Genomic DNA, 16937 nt, shown 5'->3' with positions numbered 1-16937 from the left:
CGGGGTGGCGGTGTGACCACGGGGAGTCGTGGAAGCGCTCCCATGGATAACCGACAATGTAATGTGCACGTCGTCGATTGGGAAGCCCGTGTTGCGGGCCAGCGCCACGGCACTCCCGGGCGTTACGGCGACACGCGCGCGGCGGCACGGAACACCGACCCGGCAGGGACTTCCCGACCGAGACGTCGCCCCAGCTCAGGCCGGTTGGCCGATGCCGCCGGCGGGCCCCAGGAATGGGATCATGAGCGGCCCCCTCGACCAGTACCGGAGGAATCCTCATGCCACTGCGTCGGCGCCTGACGCGCACGGCAGTCTCCACCGCCGCCGCCACGGCCGTTCTCGCCATCGCCTCCCCGGCGTGGGCATCGAGCGTCGTTCCCCTCAACCCCGCTCACGCCGGCGCGACGGCCGGGACGTTCCAGCAGGAGTGTCGGGACCCCAGGTTCGGTACGCGACCCACCAACCAGGACGGCTGGCACTTCGTGCTGCCCACCAAGCAGGCCGGCGACTTCCAGAGCCTGACCCTGACCTTCAAGGACACCGCAAGCGTCTCCGTGACGGTGACCGTGCCGAACCCCGCGGACGCGTACACCGACTTCCTGTCCGCCAACGGCGGCGGCGACAAGCAGGTGAAGCACGCCTATCTCTTCACCCCGTCGGGGTGGACGCTTACCGGCGGCAGCGCCCTGGTCAGCGGCGAGGGCGACAAGTTCAACCTCAGCCACACGTGCGCCGGCACCGGCACCACGGCGTCGCCGACCCCGACGCCGACCACGCCGAGCACGGAGTCCCCGACGCCGACGCCGACCACGGGCTCGCCGACGCCTACCACCCCGGCCACGTCGACGCCGTCGGGCTCGGTCCCGCCGTCGGAGTCGGTCCCGCCGTCGGAGTCCACCGCGCCCGGCGGATCGACCTCGACCCCGGGAGGGGCGGGCGGCGGCGACAACGGTGGCAGCCTCCCGCTCACCGGCGTGGCCGTCACCAGCTTCGCACTCGGCGGTGTCGCCCTGATCGCCGGCGGCGCCCTGCTGATGATGCGTCGCCGTCGCGACCGGATCACCTTCACCAGCTGATCGACGAACGCCCACGACCGGCCCCCGGACATCGCCCCGAGGACCGGTCGTGGGCGTTTCGCCTGCCTCCACACCGGACGCCCCGCCCGACTTTCGTACTCACGGGTAACCCAGCCAACAACCTCACATCATTTACACACGTCAATGAGTCGATTGCCATCCTGGCTGGTCGCGGCCCCTCTCTCCGAGTCGGCCATCGAGCGGCTTCGGGCGGCCGACGTCCAGCCAGACAGACGTACGGTTGCTGACCGACTACCGAGCGCGAGACAGTACGGCTCATCAGCGGTGCCGTCGACGCCGCCGCTCCCCGGTCAACCCTGAGGAGAACGCGATGGCACTACGACTCGCCGACGGCACCGCCTGGTCCGACGTCCTCGCCCGGGCGGTCGCCGCCACACCCGAGGCGTTCGGCGCCGAGGTGGACGGCGTCGTCACGCTGCACAACCTCGTCGAGGGTGAGTGGAGAGCCGTCGGCCACCCGGCGCCGGGCCGCACTCCCGTCGACAACAGCGTCGTCATCAACCTGTCGAGGCTGGACGCCGACACCGCCCGCGCCGCGGTCGCGCACGCCGCCGCCGCGCACCGGGCCTGGGCGCGTACTCCGCTGGCCGACCGCAAGGCCCGGGTCTCCGACGCCCTGGACGCCCTCACGGCCCACCGTGACCTGCTCGCGCTGCTGCTCGTCTGGGAGATCGGCAAGCCGTGGCGGCTGGCCTGCGCCGACGTGGACCGGGCCCTCGACGGCGTCCGCTGGTACGCGGGCGAGATCGACCGGATGCTCGCCGACGGCCGCGAGCCCCTGGCCGGTCCGGTCAGCAACATCGCTTCGTGGAACTACCCGATGAGCGTCCTCGTGCACGCCGAACTGGTCCAACTGCTGGCCGGCAACGCGGTCATCGCCAAGACCCCGTCCCAGGGCGGCGCCGTCTGCCTGACCGTCGCGCACGCGTTGCTGCGCCGCGCCGGCCTGCCCGCCACCCTCGTGTCCGGCGGCGGCGAGGAGCTGTCCGAGGTGCTCGTCCGGGCACCCGAGATCGGGGCGGTGGCGTTCGTCGGCGGCCGTTCGAACGGCGGCAAGGTGGCCGCCGCGCTGCTCGACAGCGACAAGCGGCACTTCATCGAGCAGGAGGGCCTCAACGCCTGGGGCATCTGGAACTTCTCCCAGTGGGACCTGCTCGCCGCGCACCTGAAGAAGGGCTTCGAGTACGGCAAGCAGCGCTGCACCGCGTACCCCCGGTTCGTGGTGCAGCGCGACCTGGTCGACGAGTTCCTCGACATGTACCTGCCGGTCGTGCGCTCGGTCCGGTTCGGTCACCCCCTCGCGGTCGGGGACGACTGGACGGCCGGTGACCCGCTGCCCGAGCTGGACTTCGGGCCGCTGATCAGCGCCGCCAAGGCCGACGAGCTGCGCCGGAAGGTCGACGAGGCGGTACGCGGCGGCGCGGTGCCGCTGCACCGGGGCAAGCTGACCGGAGCGCCGTTCCTGCCCGGGCAGGACACCTCGGCGTACGCGGCGCCGTCGGTGCTGCTCGCCCCGCCCGGCCGGTCCCGGCTGATGCACGCCGAGCCGTTCGGCCCGGTCGACACGATCGTCGTGGTGGACACCACCGACGAGCTGCTGGCCGCGATGAACGCCTCCAACGGCGCGCTCGTCGCATCGCTGGCCTGCGACGACACCGACGAGGCCGGCAAGCTCGCGGTGGACCTCCAGGCGTTCAAGGTGGGCATCAACAAGCCGCGCTCGCGCGGCGACCGGGACGAGCCGTTCGGGGGCCGGGGCGCGTCCTGGAAGGGCGCGTTCGTCGGCGGCGACCTGCTGGTGCAGGCGGTCACGGTGGGCGGCGACGGCCGGCTCTACGGCAACTTCCCCGACTACACCAGCTACCCCGCCACCTGACCGCTGTGCCGGGAGGGGCCCCTCGTCGACGCCTCGTGCGGGGCGAGGGGCCCTGCCGCACACCGGGTGACCAGGGCCCTCCCTACGCTCCCGACGTCAGGGACACGCCCGTGCGATCCGCGGTGAGCGGAACGGTGAGGGTGAGCAGCCCACCGTCGCGCTCCGCCGCGGCGGGCCGGCCCAGCCGGTGCAGCGTCCGCAGCATCGGGGCGTTGTCGGCCTGGACGTGCAGCACCAGCGCCGCGTACCCGGCCTCGTCGGCGTGCCGGACCAGCCGCCGCAGCAGCGTCGAGCCCAGGCCGCGGCGCTGCCAGTCGTCGCGTACCAGCAGCGCCACCTCGGCCTCGTCGCCCTCGCCGGTCAGGTTCGCCATCGCGACCAGCCCGCCGGCCCCGTCGGTGGTCGTGGCGACCAGGGTCAGCCCGCGACTCGGCTCCAGCAGCCGGCGCAGGCGGGCCGGCCGCGGCAGAGCCGCCCCGCCCAGGTAACGCCGTTGCCGGCTGCGTGGCGAGCACCCCTCGTGCAGCTCCACCACGGCGGACAGGTCGTCCGCGCAGGCCGGCCGCACGGTCACCTCGGCACCGTCGGGCAGCACCACTGTGACCTGTTCGGCGGCCCGACGCACCACGGTCGCGGCCAGTTCGACAAGGGCCTGCGCGCGGGCGTACTCCGCCGGGGTGAAGGCGGGCGCGGCCCGGCGCAGCGCGAACGTGCCGCCCGCCGGGTCGGCCAGCAGCATTGTGGTGCCGGTGATGCCCCGTTCGTCGCCTGTCGACGCCGGCCGCCAACTGACCGAGTCGGCGCCGAGCAGGGTCCGCAGCGCCGCACCCGCCGCGTCCGGGTCACGCACCAGCCGGTTTGCCAGTCCGAGGACCCGGGTCGGCTGGTCGGCCAGGCCGCGCGCCTCGCTGCGCGCCACCCAGCAGTCCCGACCACGACCCCGCTCGACGGCCGCGATCAACTCGGCCTCGTCGAGCGCGTCCGGCGCGTCGACCAGGAAATCGTCCACCGCGCCCTGCTCGGTGGGCTGCACCTGCACGCTGAGGATGTTGACCCCACGCAGCGCGAGGCTCGCCGTGAGAACCGACAGGTAACCCGGCCGGTCGTCCACGGTGGCCCGAATCCGCCACAACGTCATGGTTGGCTCCCTTCCCCACCTCAGAGCCTCGCCCCCGGCTGTTGCCGCCCGGTTGCTCGGCCGTGTCGGCCCGGGAACAGGCCCTGGGGCCGCTCAGGGCCGGCGACGTGCTCAGGGACCGGCGACCACCGGCGGCGTGCCGACCAGGTCCAGTCGGTCGCCGAGGATCACCGCGCTGGCGCGGACGAGCTGGGTGAGCCGGTCGACCTCGGTGCTGTGGAAATTCGCGGCGCAGAGGGTGTCGTTGTGCTCCCGGGCCACCACCAGCACCAGGCCGGCCCGGCCGAACGGGGCGATCGCGTGGTGGGTGCCGTCGGGCGTGGTCATCGACCGGCCACGCAGCGGGGTCACCTCGGGCAACCGCGTCGGCACGGGGGCACGCCAGCTCGCGTGGCCCACGGTGGCACCACCACCCCCGCTGCGGGACGCCCAGTCCACCGGGACCACCGCGGCGACCGCCCAGTCGGCCGCCAGCAGCCCCGGCACGGCGTCGACAAGGGTCGCCAGCCCGTCGGCCGGATTGGCCGCGACCTGCGCCAGCAACTCCGCGTCCTGGCCGGTGGTGGTGGGCGCGCCGATCGCCCGCCACACCCCGTCCACCCGCACGCCCGGAATCGCCGCGAGGCCCGCCAGCAGCCGCTCGACCCGAGCCGCGCCGGGCCACACCACGGTGAAGTCGTCCACCGCGCGCCCGCCGAGACGCTCGAGGACCACCACCTGGACGATGTCCGCGCCGGAGACGCCCAGCGTGCGGGCGACCTGGCCGAGGGTGCCCGGACGGTCCGGCAGGGTGACCCGAACTCGCAGCAACATGTCTGTCCCTCCGCTCGGCGGGCCGGCGACAAGCGGCCGGCAGGCTGCGTCACAGCCTGCCTGTTGACCATTTCGTCCCTGTTGCCGAGGCATGTCCCGAGGGGAAAATCTGACCTTGACAACGTGAGCGGCCTGCCATCAACTAGTCGGATGACCGATCCGGCCGTCAGCGCGCTCCGGCCGGGCGTGGTTCCGGCCTCCCCCGCCGGGCTCGACCTCGATCGACTCACCGGCTATCTGGCGGCGCACCGACCCGAGCTGGCCGTGGGACCGGTGCGCGCCGACCTGATCGCGGGCGGCAAGTCCAACCTCACCTACCTGCTGCGCCTCGGCGACCGGGAGGTCGTGCTGCGCCGGCCGCCGCTGGGGCACGTGCTGGCGACCGCGCACGACATGTCCCGCGAGTTCCGGGTGATCTCGGCGCTGGCCCCGACCGAGGTGCCGGTGCCGGGTGCGCTGCTGCTCTGTACCGACCCCGAGGTGATCGGCGCGCCGTTCTACCTCATGGAGCGGATGCCCGGCGAGGTGTTCCGCACCCGCGCGCAGACCGACCCGCTCGGCGACGAGCGACGACGGGCGCTCGCCATGGCGATGATGGACACGCTCGCCGCGCTGCACACCGTCGAACCGGCCGACGTCGGGCTCGGCGACTTCGGCCGCCCCGAGGGCTACCTGGCCCGGCAGGTCCGCCGTTGGGCCGGGCAGCTCGACCGCTCGCGCAGCCGCGACCTGCCCGGCATCGACGAGCTGCGTGACCTGCTGGCCGCGACCGCCCCGGAGGGCGCGAACGCCGGCCGGATCGTGCACGGCGACTACCGACTGGACAATCTTCTCGCCTCGGCCGACCCGGTGGCCGTGCACGCCGTCCTCGACTGGGAGATGGCCACCCTCGGCGACCCCCTCGCCGACCTGGGGCTGCTCCTGACGTACTGGGACGTGCTCGGCGGCAGCGACACGGCCGAGGGCAACCCGGTCGCCGACGGGCTCGGGCCGCGCGCCGGCTTCCCCACCGGCGCCGAGCTGATCGAGCGGTACGCCGGGCGCAGCGACGTGGACGTCGGGCCGCTGCACTGGCACGTGGCGCTTGGCTGTTTCAAGCTCGCGGTGATCTGCGAGGGCATCCACTACCGCCACACGCTCGGGCAGACGCTCGGCGAGGGCTTCGACCGGATCGGCGAGATGGTGGCACCGCTGGTCGCGCACGGGCTGACCGCCGCCAGGGAGCGGTGATGGACTTCTCGTACGACACCCGGACCGAGGAGCTGCGCGACGAGCTGACCCGGTTCCTGACCGACCACGTCTACCCGGCCGAGGCGGTGCACGCCGAGCAGGTCGCCGCGGGTGACCCGTGGTCGCGTACCCCGGTGCTGGCCGAGCTGAAGGCGGAGGCCCGCAAGCGCGGCCTGTGGAACCTGTTCCTGCCCGATCCGCGCTACGGCGCCGGTCTGACCAACCTGCAGTACGCGCCGCTCGCCGAGCTGACCGGGCGCAGCCCGCACCTGGCGCCCGAGGCGGTCAACTGCGCGGCGCCGGACACCGGCAACATGGAGCTGCTGGCCGAGTTCGGGTCCCCGGCGCAGCAGCAGCGTTGGCTGATGCCGCTGCTGGAGGGCGAGATCCGCTCCGCGTTCTGCATGACCGAGCCGGACGTGGCGTCCTCCGACGCCACGAACATCGCCACCCGGATCGTCCGCGACGGCGACGAGTACGTCATCAACGGCCGCAAGTGGTGGTCGTCCGGCGCGATGGACCCGCGCTGCGAGATCTTCATCGTGATGGGCAAGACCGACCCGGACGCCGATCGGCACCGCCAGCAGAGCATGGTGCTTGTCCCCCGGGACACCCCCGGGGTGCACGTCCGTCGGGGCATGACCGTCTTCGGCTACACCGACGGCTCACACGGTGGGCACGCCGAGATCGACTTCACAGACGTCCGGGTTCCGGCGGAGAACCTGATCGGCGCCGAGGGCACCGGCTTCGCCATCGCCCAGGCGCGGCTGGGCCCGGGCCGGATCCACCACTGCATGCGGTTGATCGGAATGGCTGAGCGGGCATTGGAGCTGCTCTGCCGCCGGGCCAACGAGCGGGTCGCGTTCGGCCGGCCGCTCGCCGAGCAGGGCGTCGTCCGAGAGTGGATCGCCGAGTCGCGGGTGCGCATCGAGCAGGCCCGCCTGCTGGTGCTCAAGACGGCCTGGCTGATGGACACCGTCGGCAACAAGGGGGCGCACACCGAGATCCAGGCCATCAAGATCGGCACACCGGCGATGGCGGAGTGGGTGATCGACAAGGCCATCCAGGGGTACGGCGGCGCCGGTGTCAGCCAGGACACCCCACTTGCCGCCCTCTGGGCGCAGACCCGCACCCTGCGTCTCGCCGACGGCCCCGACGAGGTGCACCGCAACTCCCTCGCCAAACGCGAACTCCGCCGCTGGGCCTGAACCCACCGCCGCTGAGGGCCCGTGTCAAAGCCCCGGGCCGGCCTGCGGCGGGCCCTAGGCGGAGGCGCGGTGGACCAGTTGGGTGTCCAGGAGGATGTGCGGGGCGGGAAGGTCGTCGCCGCGGATGCGGGCGACAAGCAGTCGGGCCATCTGCCGACCCATCTCCTCCACCGGCTGGAACACAGTGGTCAGCGGCGGATCCGCCTGCCGGGCGACCGGCGCGTCGTCGAAGCCGATCACGGCGACGTCCGCGGGGACACGCCGGCCGGCGTCACGCAGGGTCCGCAGCGCGCCGAACGCCATCAGGTCGGACGCGACGAAGACGGCGTCCAGGTCCGGGCAGGCGTCCAGCAGCCGGCGCATGGCGGTCGCGCCGCTGCCCTCGCTGAAGTCCCCGTACGCGATCAGGTCCGGGTTGACGCCGGCGCCGGTGGCCTTGACGGCCTCGGTGTAGCCGGCCAGACGGGCCAGGCCCGCGCCCATGTCCTGCGGGCCGGCGATGGTGGCGATCCGCCGCCGCCCCTGACCGGTCAGGTACTCCACCGCCTGCCGTGCGCCGCCAACGTTGTCCACGTCGACGAACCAGGCCGGTTGCGCCCCGGGTTGCAGCATCCGGGCCGGCCGGCCGCCGAGCACCGCGGGCAGGCCGCGCTCCTCCAGCAGGGTGGGCAGCGGGTCGGAGTCGTGCAACGACAGCAGCAGTACGCCGTCGACGTGCTGGTTGGTGAGGTGGTGCTCGACGCGCTCCCGCTCGACCGGCGACTGGGCCATCGCCAGCCAGAGCTGCATGGGCGTCTCCAGCAGACCGGAGCTGATCCCCCGCACGATCGCGGCGAAGAACGGCTCGGTGAAGACCCGCTCGCCGGATTCGGACACCACCAGGGCGACGGAGTCGGTCCGCTGGGTGACGAGCGCGCGGGCGGCGCGGTTCGGCACGTACCCCAGCTCGGCGATGGCCTGCTGGACCGCGGCCCGGGCCTCCGGGCTGACCTGGGGCGAGCCGTTGACCACGCGGGAGACCGTGCCTCGACCCACGCCGGCGCGCGCCGCGACCGCGTCGAGGGTCGGGCGCCCGAGCGACCGGGTGCGCTGCGTTGTCATCGTCTGCTCCTCCGACGGCGGGCGGGCCTGGCGCCACCAGCGAAAGGTGGACACCAGGACCGCCCTGATGGCTGGCCCGAGCCTATTGTGCGGCCAGACCGTTGCGTCGGATCACCGAGGCGTACCACCTGGCGCTGGACTTGGGAATGCGAAGCTGGCTGTCGTAGTCGACGTGGATCATGCCGAAGCGCTTGGTGTAACCCCAGGCCCACTCGAAATTATCCATCAGTGACCAGGCGAAGTATCCCCGCAGGGGCACGCCCGCGTCGATCGCCTCGTGGCAGGCACGCAGGTGGGCGTCGAAGTAGGCCAGCCGGTCAACGTCGTCGACCTGCCCGTCGACGACCGTGTCGACGAACGCGGAGCCGTTCTCGGTGACGTACAGGGGCAGGTCGGTGTACTCCTCGTGCACCCGCCGCAGCGTCTCGACCAGACCCGGGGCGTCGATCTCCCAGTCCATGTCGGTGACCGGGAAGCCCCGGCTGACGAAGCGGACGTCCTCACTGCCCGGCCAGCAGGACGGTTCCCGCCAGGACGGCTCGGGCTCGGCGGCCTCGACCGGCGCGGCGACCACGTGCCGGCTGTAGTAGTTGATCCCGACCACGTCCAGCGGCGTGGCGATGGTCGCCAGGTCGCCGTCTCGTACGTGGTCGAAGTCGGTCACCGTGCGCAGGTCGGCCACCAGGTCCGCCGGGTACGACCCGCGCAGCAGCGGGTCGAGGAAGAAGCGGTTGGCCAGCCCGTCGATACGCCGGGCCGCGTCGATGTCTGCGGGAGCGTCGCTGGCCGGGTCGACCGGGTACAGGTTGACTGTCACGCCCACCTCGGCGGTGGGTCGGGCGGCCCGCAGCGCCTGCACGGCCAGGCCGTGCCCGAGCATCAGGTGGTGCCCGGCGCGGACCGCGTCCGCGCCGTTCGACCGGCCCGGGGCGTGCACGCCGGAGCCGTACCCGAGGAACGCCGAGCACCAGGGCTCGTTGAGCGTCGTCCAGTAGCGCACCCGGTCGCCGAGGGCGTCGGCGACGAGCGTGGTGTAGTCGGCGAAGCGCGCCGCGGTGTCCCGCGACGGCCAGCCGCCGGCGTCCTCCAGCTCCTGCGGCAGGTCCCAGTGGTAGAGGGTGAGCCACGGCTCGATGTCGTGGGCCAGCAGCTCGTCGACCAGACGACTGTAGAAGTCCAGACCCTGCGGGTTGGCCGCGCCCGAGCCGCCGGGCTGCACCCGGGGCCAGGAGACCGAGAAACGGTACGACTTCAGGCCCAGCTCGGCCATCAACGCGACGTCGTCACGGAGCCGGTGGTAGTGGTCGCAGGCCACGTCACCGGTGTGTCCGTTGACCACCCGACCCTCGGTGTGGCTGAAGGTGTCCCAGATCGACGGGGTGCGGGCGCCCTCGGCCGCCGCCCCCTCGATCTGGTAAGCCGCGGTCGCGGCGCCCCACAGGAAGGCGGGTGGGAAGGTCAGCCCGGGGCGCTCGTCGAGGACGTCGACGGCGGGTGGGCTGGCGGGGTTGCTCACGACTTGACGGCACCTTCCATGATCCCGCCAATGATCTGGCGGCCGAACAGAACGAACACGATGAACAACGGAAGGGTCGCGATGAGCGTACCCGCGAAGATCTGAGAATTGTCCGCGAAGTACGCGGTGTTCAGACTGCGCAGTGAGATCTGCACGGTCGGATTGGCCGGGTCGGCGAGCACCACGAATGGCCAGAAGAACTGGTTCCACTGCTCCATGAAGGTGAGCAGTCCGAGCACGGCCGCCGCGGGTCGCAGCGCCGGCACGACCACGTGCCAGTAGACGCGCCAGGTGGAGCAGCCGTCGACCCGGGCCGCCTCGATGAGCTCGTTGGGCACGGCCTGTTCGGCGTACTGGCGCATCATGAAGATGCCGAACCCGCCGATCAGGAACGGCACGGTCACCGACGGCATGGTGTTCAGCCATTCCAGCTTCGCCATCAGGATGTACAGCGGCAGCACGCCGAGCTGAATGGGAATCATCATCGAGGCCAGGATGATCAGCAACAGCGCGTTCTTGCCGCGGAAACGCAGTTTCGCGAACGCGAACCCGGCGAGCGAGCCGAAGAACACGGTAGCCACCGTGATCGTGCCCGACACCAGGAACGAGTTCAGCAGGCCCTTGACGATGTTGGCGTCACCGTTGTCGAGCACCCGCTGGATGTTCTCGCCCAGCTTGCCGCCCGGCAGGAACGGCGGCGGCCAGGAGTTCGCGGCGTCGCTGGTCCGCGAGGCGATGACGATCATCCAGTAGAACGGGAAGAGCGACAGGATCACGCCGAGGACGAGGCCGAACCAGGTGAGCGGACTGGCCGTCCAGAGCTTCTCCGCCCGGTGGCGCATGCCGGGGCGACTGGCAGGTGGCTGGACCGCCGGCGGTCGCAGAGTGGTACTGGTCATGGGTGGGCCACCCTCACTTGTCGGAGCTGATTCGGCGGGCCAGCAGGTAGTTGAGGAACGAGACGGACGCGATCAGCAGGAAGAGCACAAGCGCGACGGCGCCCGCGTATCCCCACCGGAACCGCTGGTTCATGACGTCCAGCAGGTACATCGTGATCGTCTGGAACTGCCCCTCCGTGCCACCGGAGAGTGCGCCCGAGCCGCTGGTGAACATGAGCGGCTCGGTGAAGAGCTGCAGACCGCCGATGGTCGAGATGATCAGCGTGAAGATGATTGTGGGACGCAGCTGGGGGATGGTGATCGACCAGAACTGCCGGCGCTGGGAGGCCCCGTCCAGGGCGGCGGCCTCGTACACGTCCTTGTTGATCGACTGCATCGCCGCGAGGTAGATCAGCGCGTTGTAACCCACCCACCGCCAGTCGACCATCGTCGCGATGGCGAACCAGGAGGCGAAGCGGTTGGCCCGCCAGTCGATCGGGCCGACGCCGACCAGGTCGAGCAGCCAGTTCATCAGGCCGAACTCGCGGGCGTAGATCATCGAGAAGATGAGCGCCACCACGGCGGTCGAGGTGATGATCGGCATCGCGATGGCCAACCGGAAGAACATCTGGCCGCGGATGCGCCGGTTCAGCGCGTTCGCCAGCAGCAGGGCGATGACGAGCTGCGGGATGGTGGAGAGCGCGAACATCCCGAAGGTGTTCACCACCGCGTTCCAGAACTGCGGATCGTTCGTGAACAGCTCGACGAAGTTGTCCAGCCCGACGAAGCTGATCGTCGCGTTCATCGGTGACCTGTCGGTCATCGCGATCCAGAACGTGTAGACGATCGGGTAGACGCCGAAGATCGCGAAGAGCACGAAGAACGGCAGGACGAAGACGTACGGGGTGACGCGCAGGTCCAGCCGGTTCAGCTGCCGGCGGCGCGCCGGTGAGTGCCGCGGGGCGGGGCGCGACCGGCGGGCCGACGCACCCGGTGGCGCGGGGGTCTTCAGGGAGCTCATGAGCGTTCCTTCACACTCGGCGGCACCGTCGCGGGCGCCGCGGCAGGGCGTTCCGACGCGGGTTCACGGGTGGTGCCGGAGTCCGGCACCACCCGTGAGCGCGTCACAGCCGTTACTTGCCTGCGGCCTGGCCGTTCTTCACCGCGTCCTGCCAAGCGGCGTCAGCGGCCTTGCCCTGCTCGATGCTGCGCAGCGCGTTCTCGACCGCGTCCCGGACCGCCTGGTTCTTCGGGCCGAGGTAGACCGGCTTCAGCTCGCTCGCGCCGGCGGCGAAGATCTTGCCGATCGGCGCCTTGCTGAAGTAGTCGTTGGTGGCGGAGAGCACTGCCGGGTCGTTGAGCGCCTGCGGCGACGAGGGCAGGTTACCGACCTTCTTGAACGCCTCGGTCTGGCTCTTGGCGGTCGTCAGGTACTTGGCCAGCTCGGCGGCTTCCTTCTGGTGCTTGCTGGACTTCGGCACGGCCAGCCAGGAACCGCCCCAGTTGCCGCCGTTGCCCGGCGCCTTGGCGACGTCCCACTTGCCGGCCGCCGCGTCACCGGCCTGACCCTTGATGACACCGGTCATCCACGCCGGGCAGCCGATCGTGGCGAAGCTGCCGTTCTTGAAGCCGGCGTTCCACTCGTTGGAGAAGCTGCGCAGGTTGTTCGACAGACCCGCGCTGATCATCTTGGTGGTCTGCTGGAACGCGGCCTGCACGTCCTGGTTCTCGCCGACGACGAGCTTGTTGCTCTTGTCGAAGTAGGTGTAGCCGTTGCCGGCGCCCGCCGTCTGCATCAGCACGATGTTGTAGAAGTTGGTGGCCGAGTCGACGAACTTGTGCTTCGAGTCGGCGGCCGTGAACTTCTTGCCCTGCTCGATGAAGGCGTCCCACGTCGGCCAGAGGGCGCCGACCTGCTCGCGGTCGGTCGGCAGACCGGCGGCCTTGAAGAGGTCGCTGCGGTAGCAGACGGCCATGCCGCCGACGTCGGTGCCGAGACCGAGCACCTTGCCGTCCGGCGTGAGGCCACCCTCCCACTTCCACGGCAGGAAGTTGCCCTTGAGGTCGTTGGCGCCGTGGTCGGCCAGGTTCACGAACTTGTCGGCCTGCGCGAAGAACTGCACGATCGTGCCCTCTTCGAGGGCGACGACGTCGCCGGCGCCCGCGCCCGCGGTGATCTGCTGCGTGAGCCGGGTGTTGTAGTCACCCAGACCGAGGCCCTTGCCGCGCTCCTGGATGGTGACGTTCGGGTGCTCCGTCTGGTACTGCTTGTAAAGATCTTCGTATCCGAAGCCCTGGTCGCCGAAGACGTCGACGACCAGAGTGACCTTGCCGCCGTCCTTGTCGGACGACGAGTCGTCGCCGCCGCAGGCGGTCGCCGAGGCGAGTACGGCGACGGACGCGAGCGCGATCGCCGCAAAGCGGCGACGTGAGGTGACGCTCATCCTGACCCCTCTCAAGTGGTGAGGCTTGGTGTGTCGTGCGTGGTGGGGGGTGCTGCAGCGCCCCTGCCGTCGCCGGACCGGTGGTCGTGGGCGATCTGGGGAGAACTGTGAAGGAGACTTCGGCCACTCCCCCGGGAGCGCTCCCATGAGATTGCCGGGGCGCTACCAGGGTGTCAATAGACCATTGGGAGCGTTCCCAGATCGTTACCGCCCTGTTTCGGACCGGCACGCGAGGTGACAAACGTCGGCTCGTACGCCCAGGCGGGGTCAGCAGAAGCGGCGCAGCAGCGTGGTGGCGACGGTCGGATCGAAGAACGTCGGGTCGAACGCGTCGCCGGCCCAGCCCCGCAGCACGGCGGACTCCGGACGGGTCGGATCGGCAAGCGCCGCGAGCAGGGCCTGGTAGCCGGGCGGCCCACCGATGCCCTCCGGGGGGCAGGCCATTTCGCCGTCCAGGCAGATCGGGTACCGCTCGTCGTGGTCGGCGGTCAGCGCGTCCTCCACGACCAGGTCGTGCTCCCACCAGTCACCGAAGTCGTAGGTGTAGGAGAACCTGCTGCCCTTGCCGAGCACCGCGTCCAGCCGGACGTCCAGCTCGTCGTGCAGCGCCAGACCCCCGTCCGGGTCCGGCTCGCCGTACGCCACCGCGTCGATCTCGAACGAGTGCAGGTGGCAGTCCCGCCAGCCCATGGCGTGCTGGGCGACCCGGTGCAGCCGGTCCAGCGTGTAGCCGGCCGGGACGAGCACCCGACGCCACACCGGCGGACGTACGCCGGCGAGGGACATCTTCAACTGGAAGATCTGACGCGGCATGCTGTCCTGTCCTCCGGCGGCTTAGGCTGCGAGCATGATCTGCCGAGCGTGCCGGGCCCGGCGGCACGACGACTGCCCGGGCCGGAACTGGTGCGACTGCCAGCACCGTACCGCCGAACCGACCCCTCCGGTCACCGGTCCGGCCGGCGAATGACGGTCGGAATCCCGATCCGGCGGCTCTGGCCCGAGCCGTCCACCGAGCCGCTCGACGACGCCGCGCTCACCGCGCTCTACCGCCGCGGCGACCAGCCCCGGCTGCGGGTCAACTTCGTCGCCAGCCTGGACGGCGCGGTAAGTGTGGGCGGCTACTCCGCCGGCCTGTCCGGCGAGCCGGACAAGCGGGTCTTCGGCCTGCTGCGGATGCTCTGCGACGCCCTGGTGGTGGCCGCCGGCACCCTGCGCCACGAGGGGTACCGGGCGGTCCGCCTCGACGAGGGCCGACGCGCCTGGCGTCGGGCGAACGGGGTGGCCGCGTACCCGACTCTGGTGGTCGTCTCCGGCTCTCTCGACCTGGACCCGGCGCAGGCCGCCTTCGCCGACGCCCCGGTCCGGCCGATCGTGCTCACCCGCGCCGACGCCGACCCGCCGCCCGGCCTGACCGACGTCGCCGACCTGCTGCGCTGCGGGACCGACCGGGTCGACCTCGCCGCCGGCCTCGCCGAGCTGCACCGGCGCGGGCTGACCCAACTGCTCTGCGAGGGCGGCCCGCACCTGCTCGGCGCGCTCACCGCCGCCGACCTGGTGGACGAGCTGTGCCTCACCGTCGCGCCGCTGCTCGCCGGCCCCGGCGCGGGCCGGATCACCGCCGGCGACGCCGGCGCGCCCCGGCACCTGCCGCTGCGGCACGTGCTCGCCGCCGACGACGGCGTCCTCATGCTCCGCCACGCCCGCGGGTGACGAACCGTCGCCCGGTCACACACCCAGCGTCGCGAGTGTGACCGGGCATCGTGTCCTCCGCCGCGTCGCGTGGCGACCTGTCGTACTCCTCGGGCAGGATGACGGGCATGTGCCCCGACCGCGTTGCCCGACCGACCCACCCCGCCCGATGACCGACGTCGACCACGACGGCCTGGACGGCCCGGGCCAGCCGGTCGGCCGGGTGCTCGGCACCGCCGACGCCACCCCGTTGCAGTTCTGGACGGCCGTGGCGCCCGGCAGCTACCTCCAGCTCGACGACGTGGTGGTCACCCGCCGCGAGCTGCCCGACCGGGAGCCGGTGACGATCGCCGGGGTGGTCACCCAGGTCCGCGCTCGGCACGAGGGCGCCCAGTTCGACTCCGACGTGTTCGCCATCGCCGACGGCACGCTGCCCGCGCAGGTGCAGGAGGCGGCCGAGGTGACCACCACCCGGGTCGACCCGGAGTTCTACGTGCCGCCGACGCCGGGGGCGGTGGTGCACCGGGCCGAGGGCGACGCGCGGGCCCGCGCGCTGCACTTCGACCGGATGGAGCGGCGTATCCCGATGGGCATGGGCCGCGACGGGGTTCCGGTCTACCTGAACGCCGACTTCCTCGACGGCAGCCGGGGCGCGCACGTCTCCATCTCCGGCATCTCCGGGGTGGCCACCAAGACGAGCTTCGCCACGTTCCTGCTCTACTCGGTCTTCCGCTCCGGCGTCCTGGGCGGCGACGCGGTGAACGCCAAGGCGCTGATCTTCAACGTCAAGGGCGAGGACCTGCTGTTCCTCGACCACCCCAACCTGCGCCTCGACGAGCCGACCCGGGCGGCGTACGCGAAGCTGGGCCTGAGCGCCGGCGCCTTCCCCGACGTGCGGGTGTACGCCCCGCCGCGGGTCGGCGACGCGGCCGGCACACCGGACGTGAGCAGCCGGCTCACCGGGGTGGACGCCTTCTACTGGACGCTCAGCGAGTTCTGCGCCGACCGCCTGCTGCCGTACGTCTTCGCCGACGCCGACGACGAGCGCCAGCAGTACACGATGGTCGTGCACTCGGTCACCGCGCACCTGGCCCGCCACGCCCAGCCCGCCGACGGCGGGGTCAGCATCGACGGGGTCCGGCTGGGCTCCTACGGCGACCTGGTCGACCACATCGTCGATGCGCTCAACGACGACGAGACCCGCTCCGACTGGGCGGGCAGCGCGGTCGGCCTGGGCACCGTCAACGCGTTCGCCCGCCGGCTGATCGGCAGCAAGAAGGACCTGGCCCGGCTGATCCGTGGCGACCTGGCGACCCGTCGCCCGCACTCGATCAACACGAGCGAGTCGGCCCAGGTCACGGTGGTGGACCTGCACAACCTTCCGGACCGGGCCCAGCGGTTCGTGGTCGGTGTGACGCTCAAGAGCGAGTTCGAGCGCAAGGAGAAGTCCGGCACGGCCAAGCCGCTGCTGTTCGTCGTCCTCGACGAGCTCAACAAGTACGCGCCCCGGGAGGGCTCCTCCCCCATCAAGGAGGTGCTGCTCGACATCGCCGAGCGTGGGCGGTCGCTCGGGGTCATCCTGATCGGCGCCCAGCAGACGGCGAGCGAGGTGGAGCGGCGCATCGTCACCAACTCGGCGATCCGGGTGGTCGGCCGGCTCGACCCGGCCGAGGCGTCCCGTCCGGAGTACGGTTTCCTGCCGCCGGCGCAGCGGCAGCGGGCGCTGCTCGCCAAGCCGGGCACCATGTTCGTCAACCAGCCGGACATCCCGGTGCCGCTCTGCCTGGAGTTCCCGTTCCCGGCGTGGGCCACCCGGGTTTCCGAGGCGGGCCGCGCCCCCTCGGAGACGCTGCGCTCGATCACCCAGTCCGCCGACCCGTTCGCCGTGGTGGGCTCCGGCGGCGGCACCGACGACGACATCCCGTTCTAGGTAGGGGCCGGTGCAAC

14 protein-coding genes are annotated in these 16937 nt (G+C 71.6%); 6 read left to right on the top strand and 8 right to left on the bottom strand.

Features of this window, described 5'->3' with window-relative positions; all coding sequences use genetic code 11:
• Positions 1 to 278 precede the first annotated feature (278 nt).
• Complete coding sequence (locus tag MILUP08_RS09645) at positions 279 to 1076, top strand: LPXTG cell wall anchor domain-containing protein (RefSeq protein WP_007457073.1); 798 nt, start codon at positions 279 to 281, stop codon at positions 1074 to 1076.
• 331 nt (positions 1077 to 1407) lie between these two features.
• Complete coding sequence (locus MILUP08_RS09640) at positions 1408 to 2973, top strand: aldehyde dehydrogenase family protein (protein WP_007457069.1); 1566 nt, start codon at positions 1408 to 1410, stop codon at positions 2971 to 2973.
• A gap of 82 nt (positions 2974 to 3055) precedes the next feature.
• On the opposite strand, the gene MILUP08_RS09635 is transcribed toward MILUP08_RS09640, so the two are convergent.
• Entirely contained in the window at positions 3056 to 4111 is a 1056-nt protein-coding gene (locus MILUP08_RS09635; protein WP_007457066.1) for a GNAT family N-acetyltransferase, read from the bottom strand.
• 111 nt (positions 4112 to 4222) lie between these two features.
• The gene (locus MILUP08_RS09630; RefSeq protein ID WP_007457065.1) at positions 4223 to 4924 is read right to left on the bottom strand and encodes an ACT domain-containing protein; all 702 of its coding nucleotides are present in this window, start codon (positions 4922 to 4924) and stop codon (positions 4223 to 4225) included.
• Positions 4925 to 5074: 150 nt separating this feature from the next.
• On the opposite strand from MILUP08_RS09630, the gene MILUP08_RS09625 reads away from it, so the two are divergent.
• Both MILUP08_RS09625 and MILUP08_RS09620 read left to right on the top strand, forming a co-directional pair.
• Positions 5075 to 6154 carry a phosphotransferase family protein gene (locus MILUP08_RS09625; RefSeq protein ID WP_007457062.1) on the top strand — a complete coding sequence of 360 codons (1080 nt, stop codon included), beginning with the start codon at positions 5075 to 5077 and terminating at the stop codon, positions 6152 to 6154.
• Entirely contained in the window at positions 6154 to 7362 is a 1209-nt protein-coding gene (locus tag MILUP08_RS09620) for an acyl-CoA dehydrogenase family protein (protein WP_007457060.1), read from the top strand. The genes MILUP08_RS09625 and MILUP08_RS09620 overlap by 1 nt, the downstream gene beginning before the upstream one ends.
• A 54-nt stretch (positions 7363 to 7416) precedes the next feature.
• Here the strand turns inward: MILUP08_RS09620 and MILUP08_RS09615 are convergent, their stop codons facing one another.
• The 6 genes from MILUP08_RS09615 to MILUP08_RS09590 form a co-directional block, all read right to left on the bottom strand.
• Positions 7417 to 8463: a LacI family DNA-binding transcriptional regulator gene (locus MILUP08_RS09615; RefSeq protein ID WP_007457059.1), complete on the bottom strand. Its 1047-nt coding sequence runs from the start codon at positions 8461 to 8463 to the stop codon at positions 7417 to 7419.
• Positions 8464 to 8545: 82 nt separating this feature from the next.
• Entirely contained in the window at positions 8546 to 9979 is a 1434-nt protein-coding gene (locus MILUP08_RS09610) for a GH1 family beta-glucosidase (protein ID WP_007457057.1), read from the bottom strand.
• Positions 9976 to 10821: a carbohydrate ABC transporter permease gene (locus tag MILUP08_RS09605; protein ID WP_039905712.1), complete on the bottom strand. Its 846-nt coding sequence runs from the start codon at positions 10819 to 10821 to the stop codon at positions 9976 to 9978. The genes MILUP08_RS09610 and MILUP08_RS09605 overlap by 4 nt, the downstream gene beginning before the upstream one ends.
• Before the next feature lie 70 nt (positions 10822 to 10891).
• Positions 10892 to 11878: a carbohydrate ABC transporter permease gene (locus MILUP08_RS09600; RefSeq protein WP_007457053.1), complete on the bottom strand. Its 987-nt coding sequence runs from the start codon at positions 11876 to 11878 to the stop codon at positions 10892 to 10894.
• Between the two features lie 112 nt (positions 11879 to 11990).
• The gene (locus tag MILUP08_RS09595) at positions 11991 to 13301 is read right to left on the bottom strand and encodes an ABC transporter substrate-binding protein (RefSeq protein WP_007457051.1); all 1311 of its coding nucleotides are present in this window, start codon (positions 13299 to 13301) and stop codon (positions 11991 to 11993) included.
• 267 nt (positions 13302 to 13568) lie between these two features.
• Positions 13569 to 14114: a plasmid pRiA4b ORF-3 family protein gene (locus MILUP08_RS09590; protein ID WP_007457049.1), complete on the bottom strand. Its 546-nt coding sequence runs from the start codon at positions 14112 to 14114 to the stop codon at positions 13569 to 13571.
• A gap of 150 nt (positions 14115 to 14264) precedes the next feature.
• Between MILUP08_RS09590 and MILUP08_RS09585 the strand changes: the two genes are divergently transcribed.
• Together MILUP08_RS09585 and MILUP08_RS09580 are read left to right on the top strand one after the other, a co-directional pair.
• Complete coding sequence (locus tag MILUP08_RS09585) at positions 14265 to 15011, top strand: pyrimidine reductase family protein (protein WP_007457047.1); 747 nt, start codon at positions 14265 to 14267, stop codon at positions 15009 to 15011.
• 148 nt (positions 15012 to 15159) lie between these two features.
• On the top strand, positions 15160 to 16920 hold the full coding sequence (locus MILUP08_RS09580) for an ATP-binding protein (RefSeq protein ID WP_007457045.1): 1761 nt from the start codon (positions 15160 to 15162) through the stop codon (positions 16918 to 16920).
• Positions 16921 to 16937 lie beyond the last annotated feature (17 nt).

Origin of the sequence: Micromonospora lupini str. Lupac 08 (assembly GCF_000297395.2) — a bacterium.
Classification (GTDB): domain Bacteria; phylum Actinomycetota; class Actinomycetes; order Mycobacteriales; family Micromonosporaceae; genus Micromonospora; species Micromonospora lupini.
The sequence above is the reverse complement of the archived record's forward strand: the minus strand, read 5'-3'. Positions and strand labels throughout refer to the sequence as shown.

Coding starts and splice junctions, on each gene's coding strand:
- MILUP08_RS09640 (WP_007457069.1), top strand. CDS start 1,408: ATGGCACTACGACTCGCCGACGGCACCGCCTGGTCCGACGTCCTCGCC.
- MILUP08_RS09645 (WP_007457073.1), top strand. CDS start 279: ATGCCACTGCGTCGGCGCCTGACGCGCACGGCAGTCTCCACCGCCGCC.
- MILUP08_RS09600 (WP_007457053.1), bottom strand. CDS start 11,878: ATGAGCTCCCTGAAGACCCCCGCGCCACCGGGTGCGTCGGCCCGCCGG.
- MILUP08_RS09615 (WP_007457059.1), bottom strand. CDS start 8,463: ATGACAACGCAGCGCACCCGGTCGCTCGGGCGCCCGACCCTCGACGCG.
- MILUP08_RS09620 (WP_007457060.1), top strand. CDS start 6,154: ATGGACTTCTCGTACGACACCCGGACCGAGGAGCTGCGCGACGAGCTG.
- MILUP08_RS09590 (WP_007457049.1), bottom strand. CDS start 14,114: ATGCCGCGTCAGATCTTCCAGTTGAAGATGTCCCTCGCCGGCGTACGT.
- MILUP08_RS09605 (WP_039905712.1), bottom strand. CDS start 10,821: ATGCGCCACCGGGCGGAGAAGCTCTGGACGGCCAGTCCGCTCACCTGG.
- MILUP08_RS09595 (WP_007457051.1), bottom strand. CDS start 13,301: ATGAGCGTCACCTCACGTCGCCGCTTTGCGGCGATCGCGCTCGCGTCC.
- MILUP08_RS09580 (WP_007457045.1), top strand. CDS start 15,160: ATGACCGACGTCGACCACGACGGCCTGGACGGCCCGGGCCAGCCGGTC.
- MILUP08_RS09585 (WP_007457047.1), top strand. CDS start 14,265: ATGACGGTCGGAATCCCGATCCGGCGGCTCTGGCCCGAGCCGTCCACC.
- MILUP08_RS09630 (WP_007457065.1), bottom strand. CDS start 4,924: ATGTTGCTGCGAGTTCGGGTCACCCTGCCGGACCGTCCGGGCACCCTC.
- MILUP08_RS09635 (WP_007457066.1), bottom strand. CDS start 4,111: ATGACGTTGTGGCGGATTCGGGCCACCGTGGACGACCGGCCGGGTTAC.
- MILUP08_RS09625 (WP_007457062.1), top strand. CDS start 5,075: ATGACCGATCCGGCCGTCAGCGCGCTCCGGCCGGGCGTGGTTCCGGCC.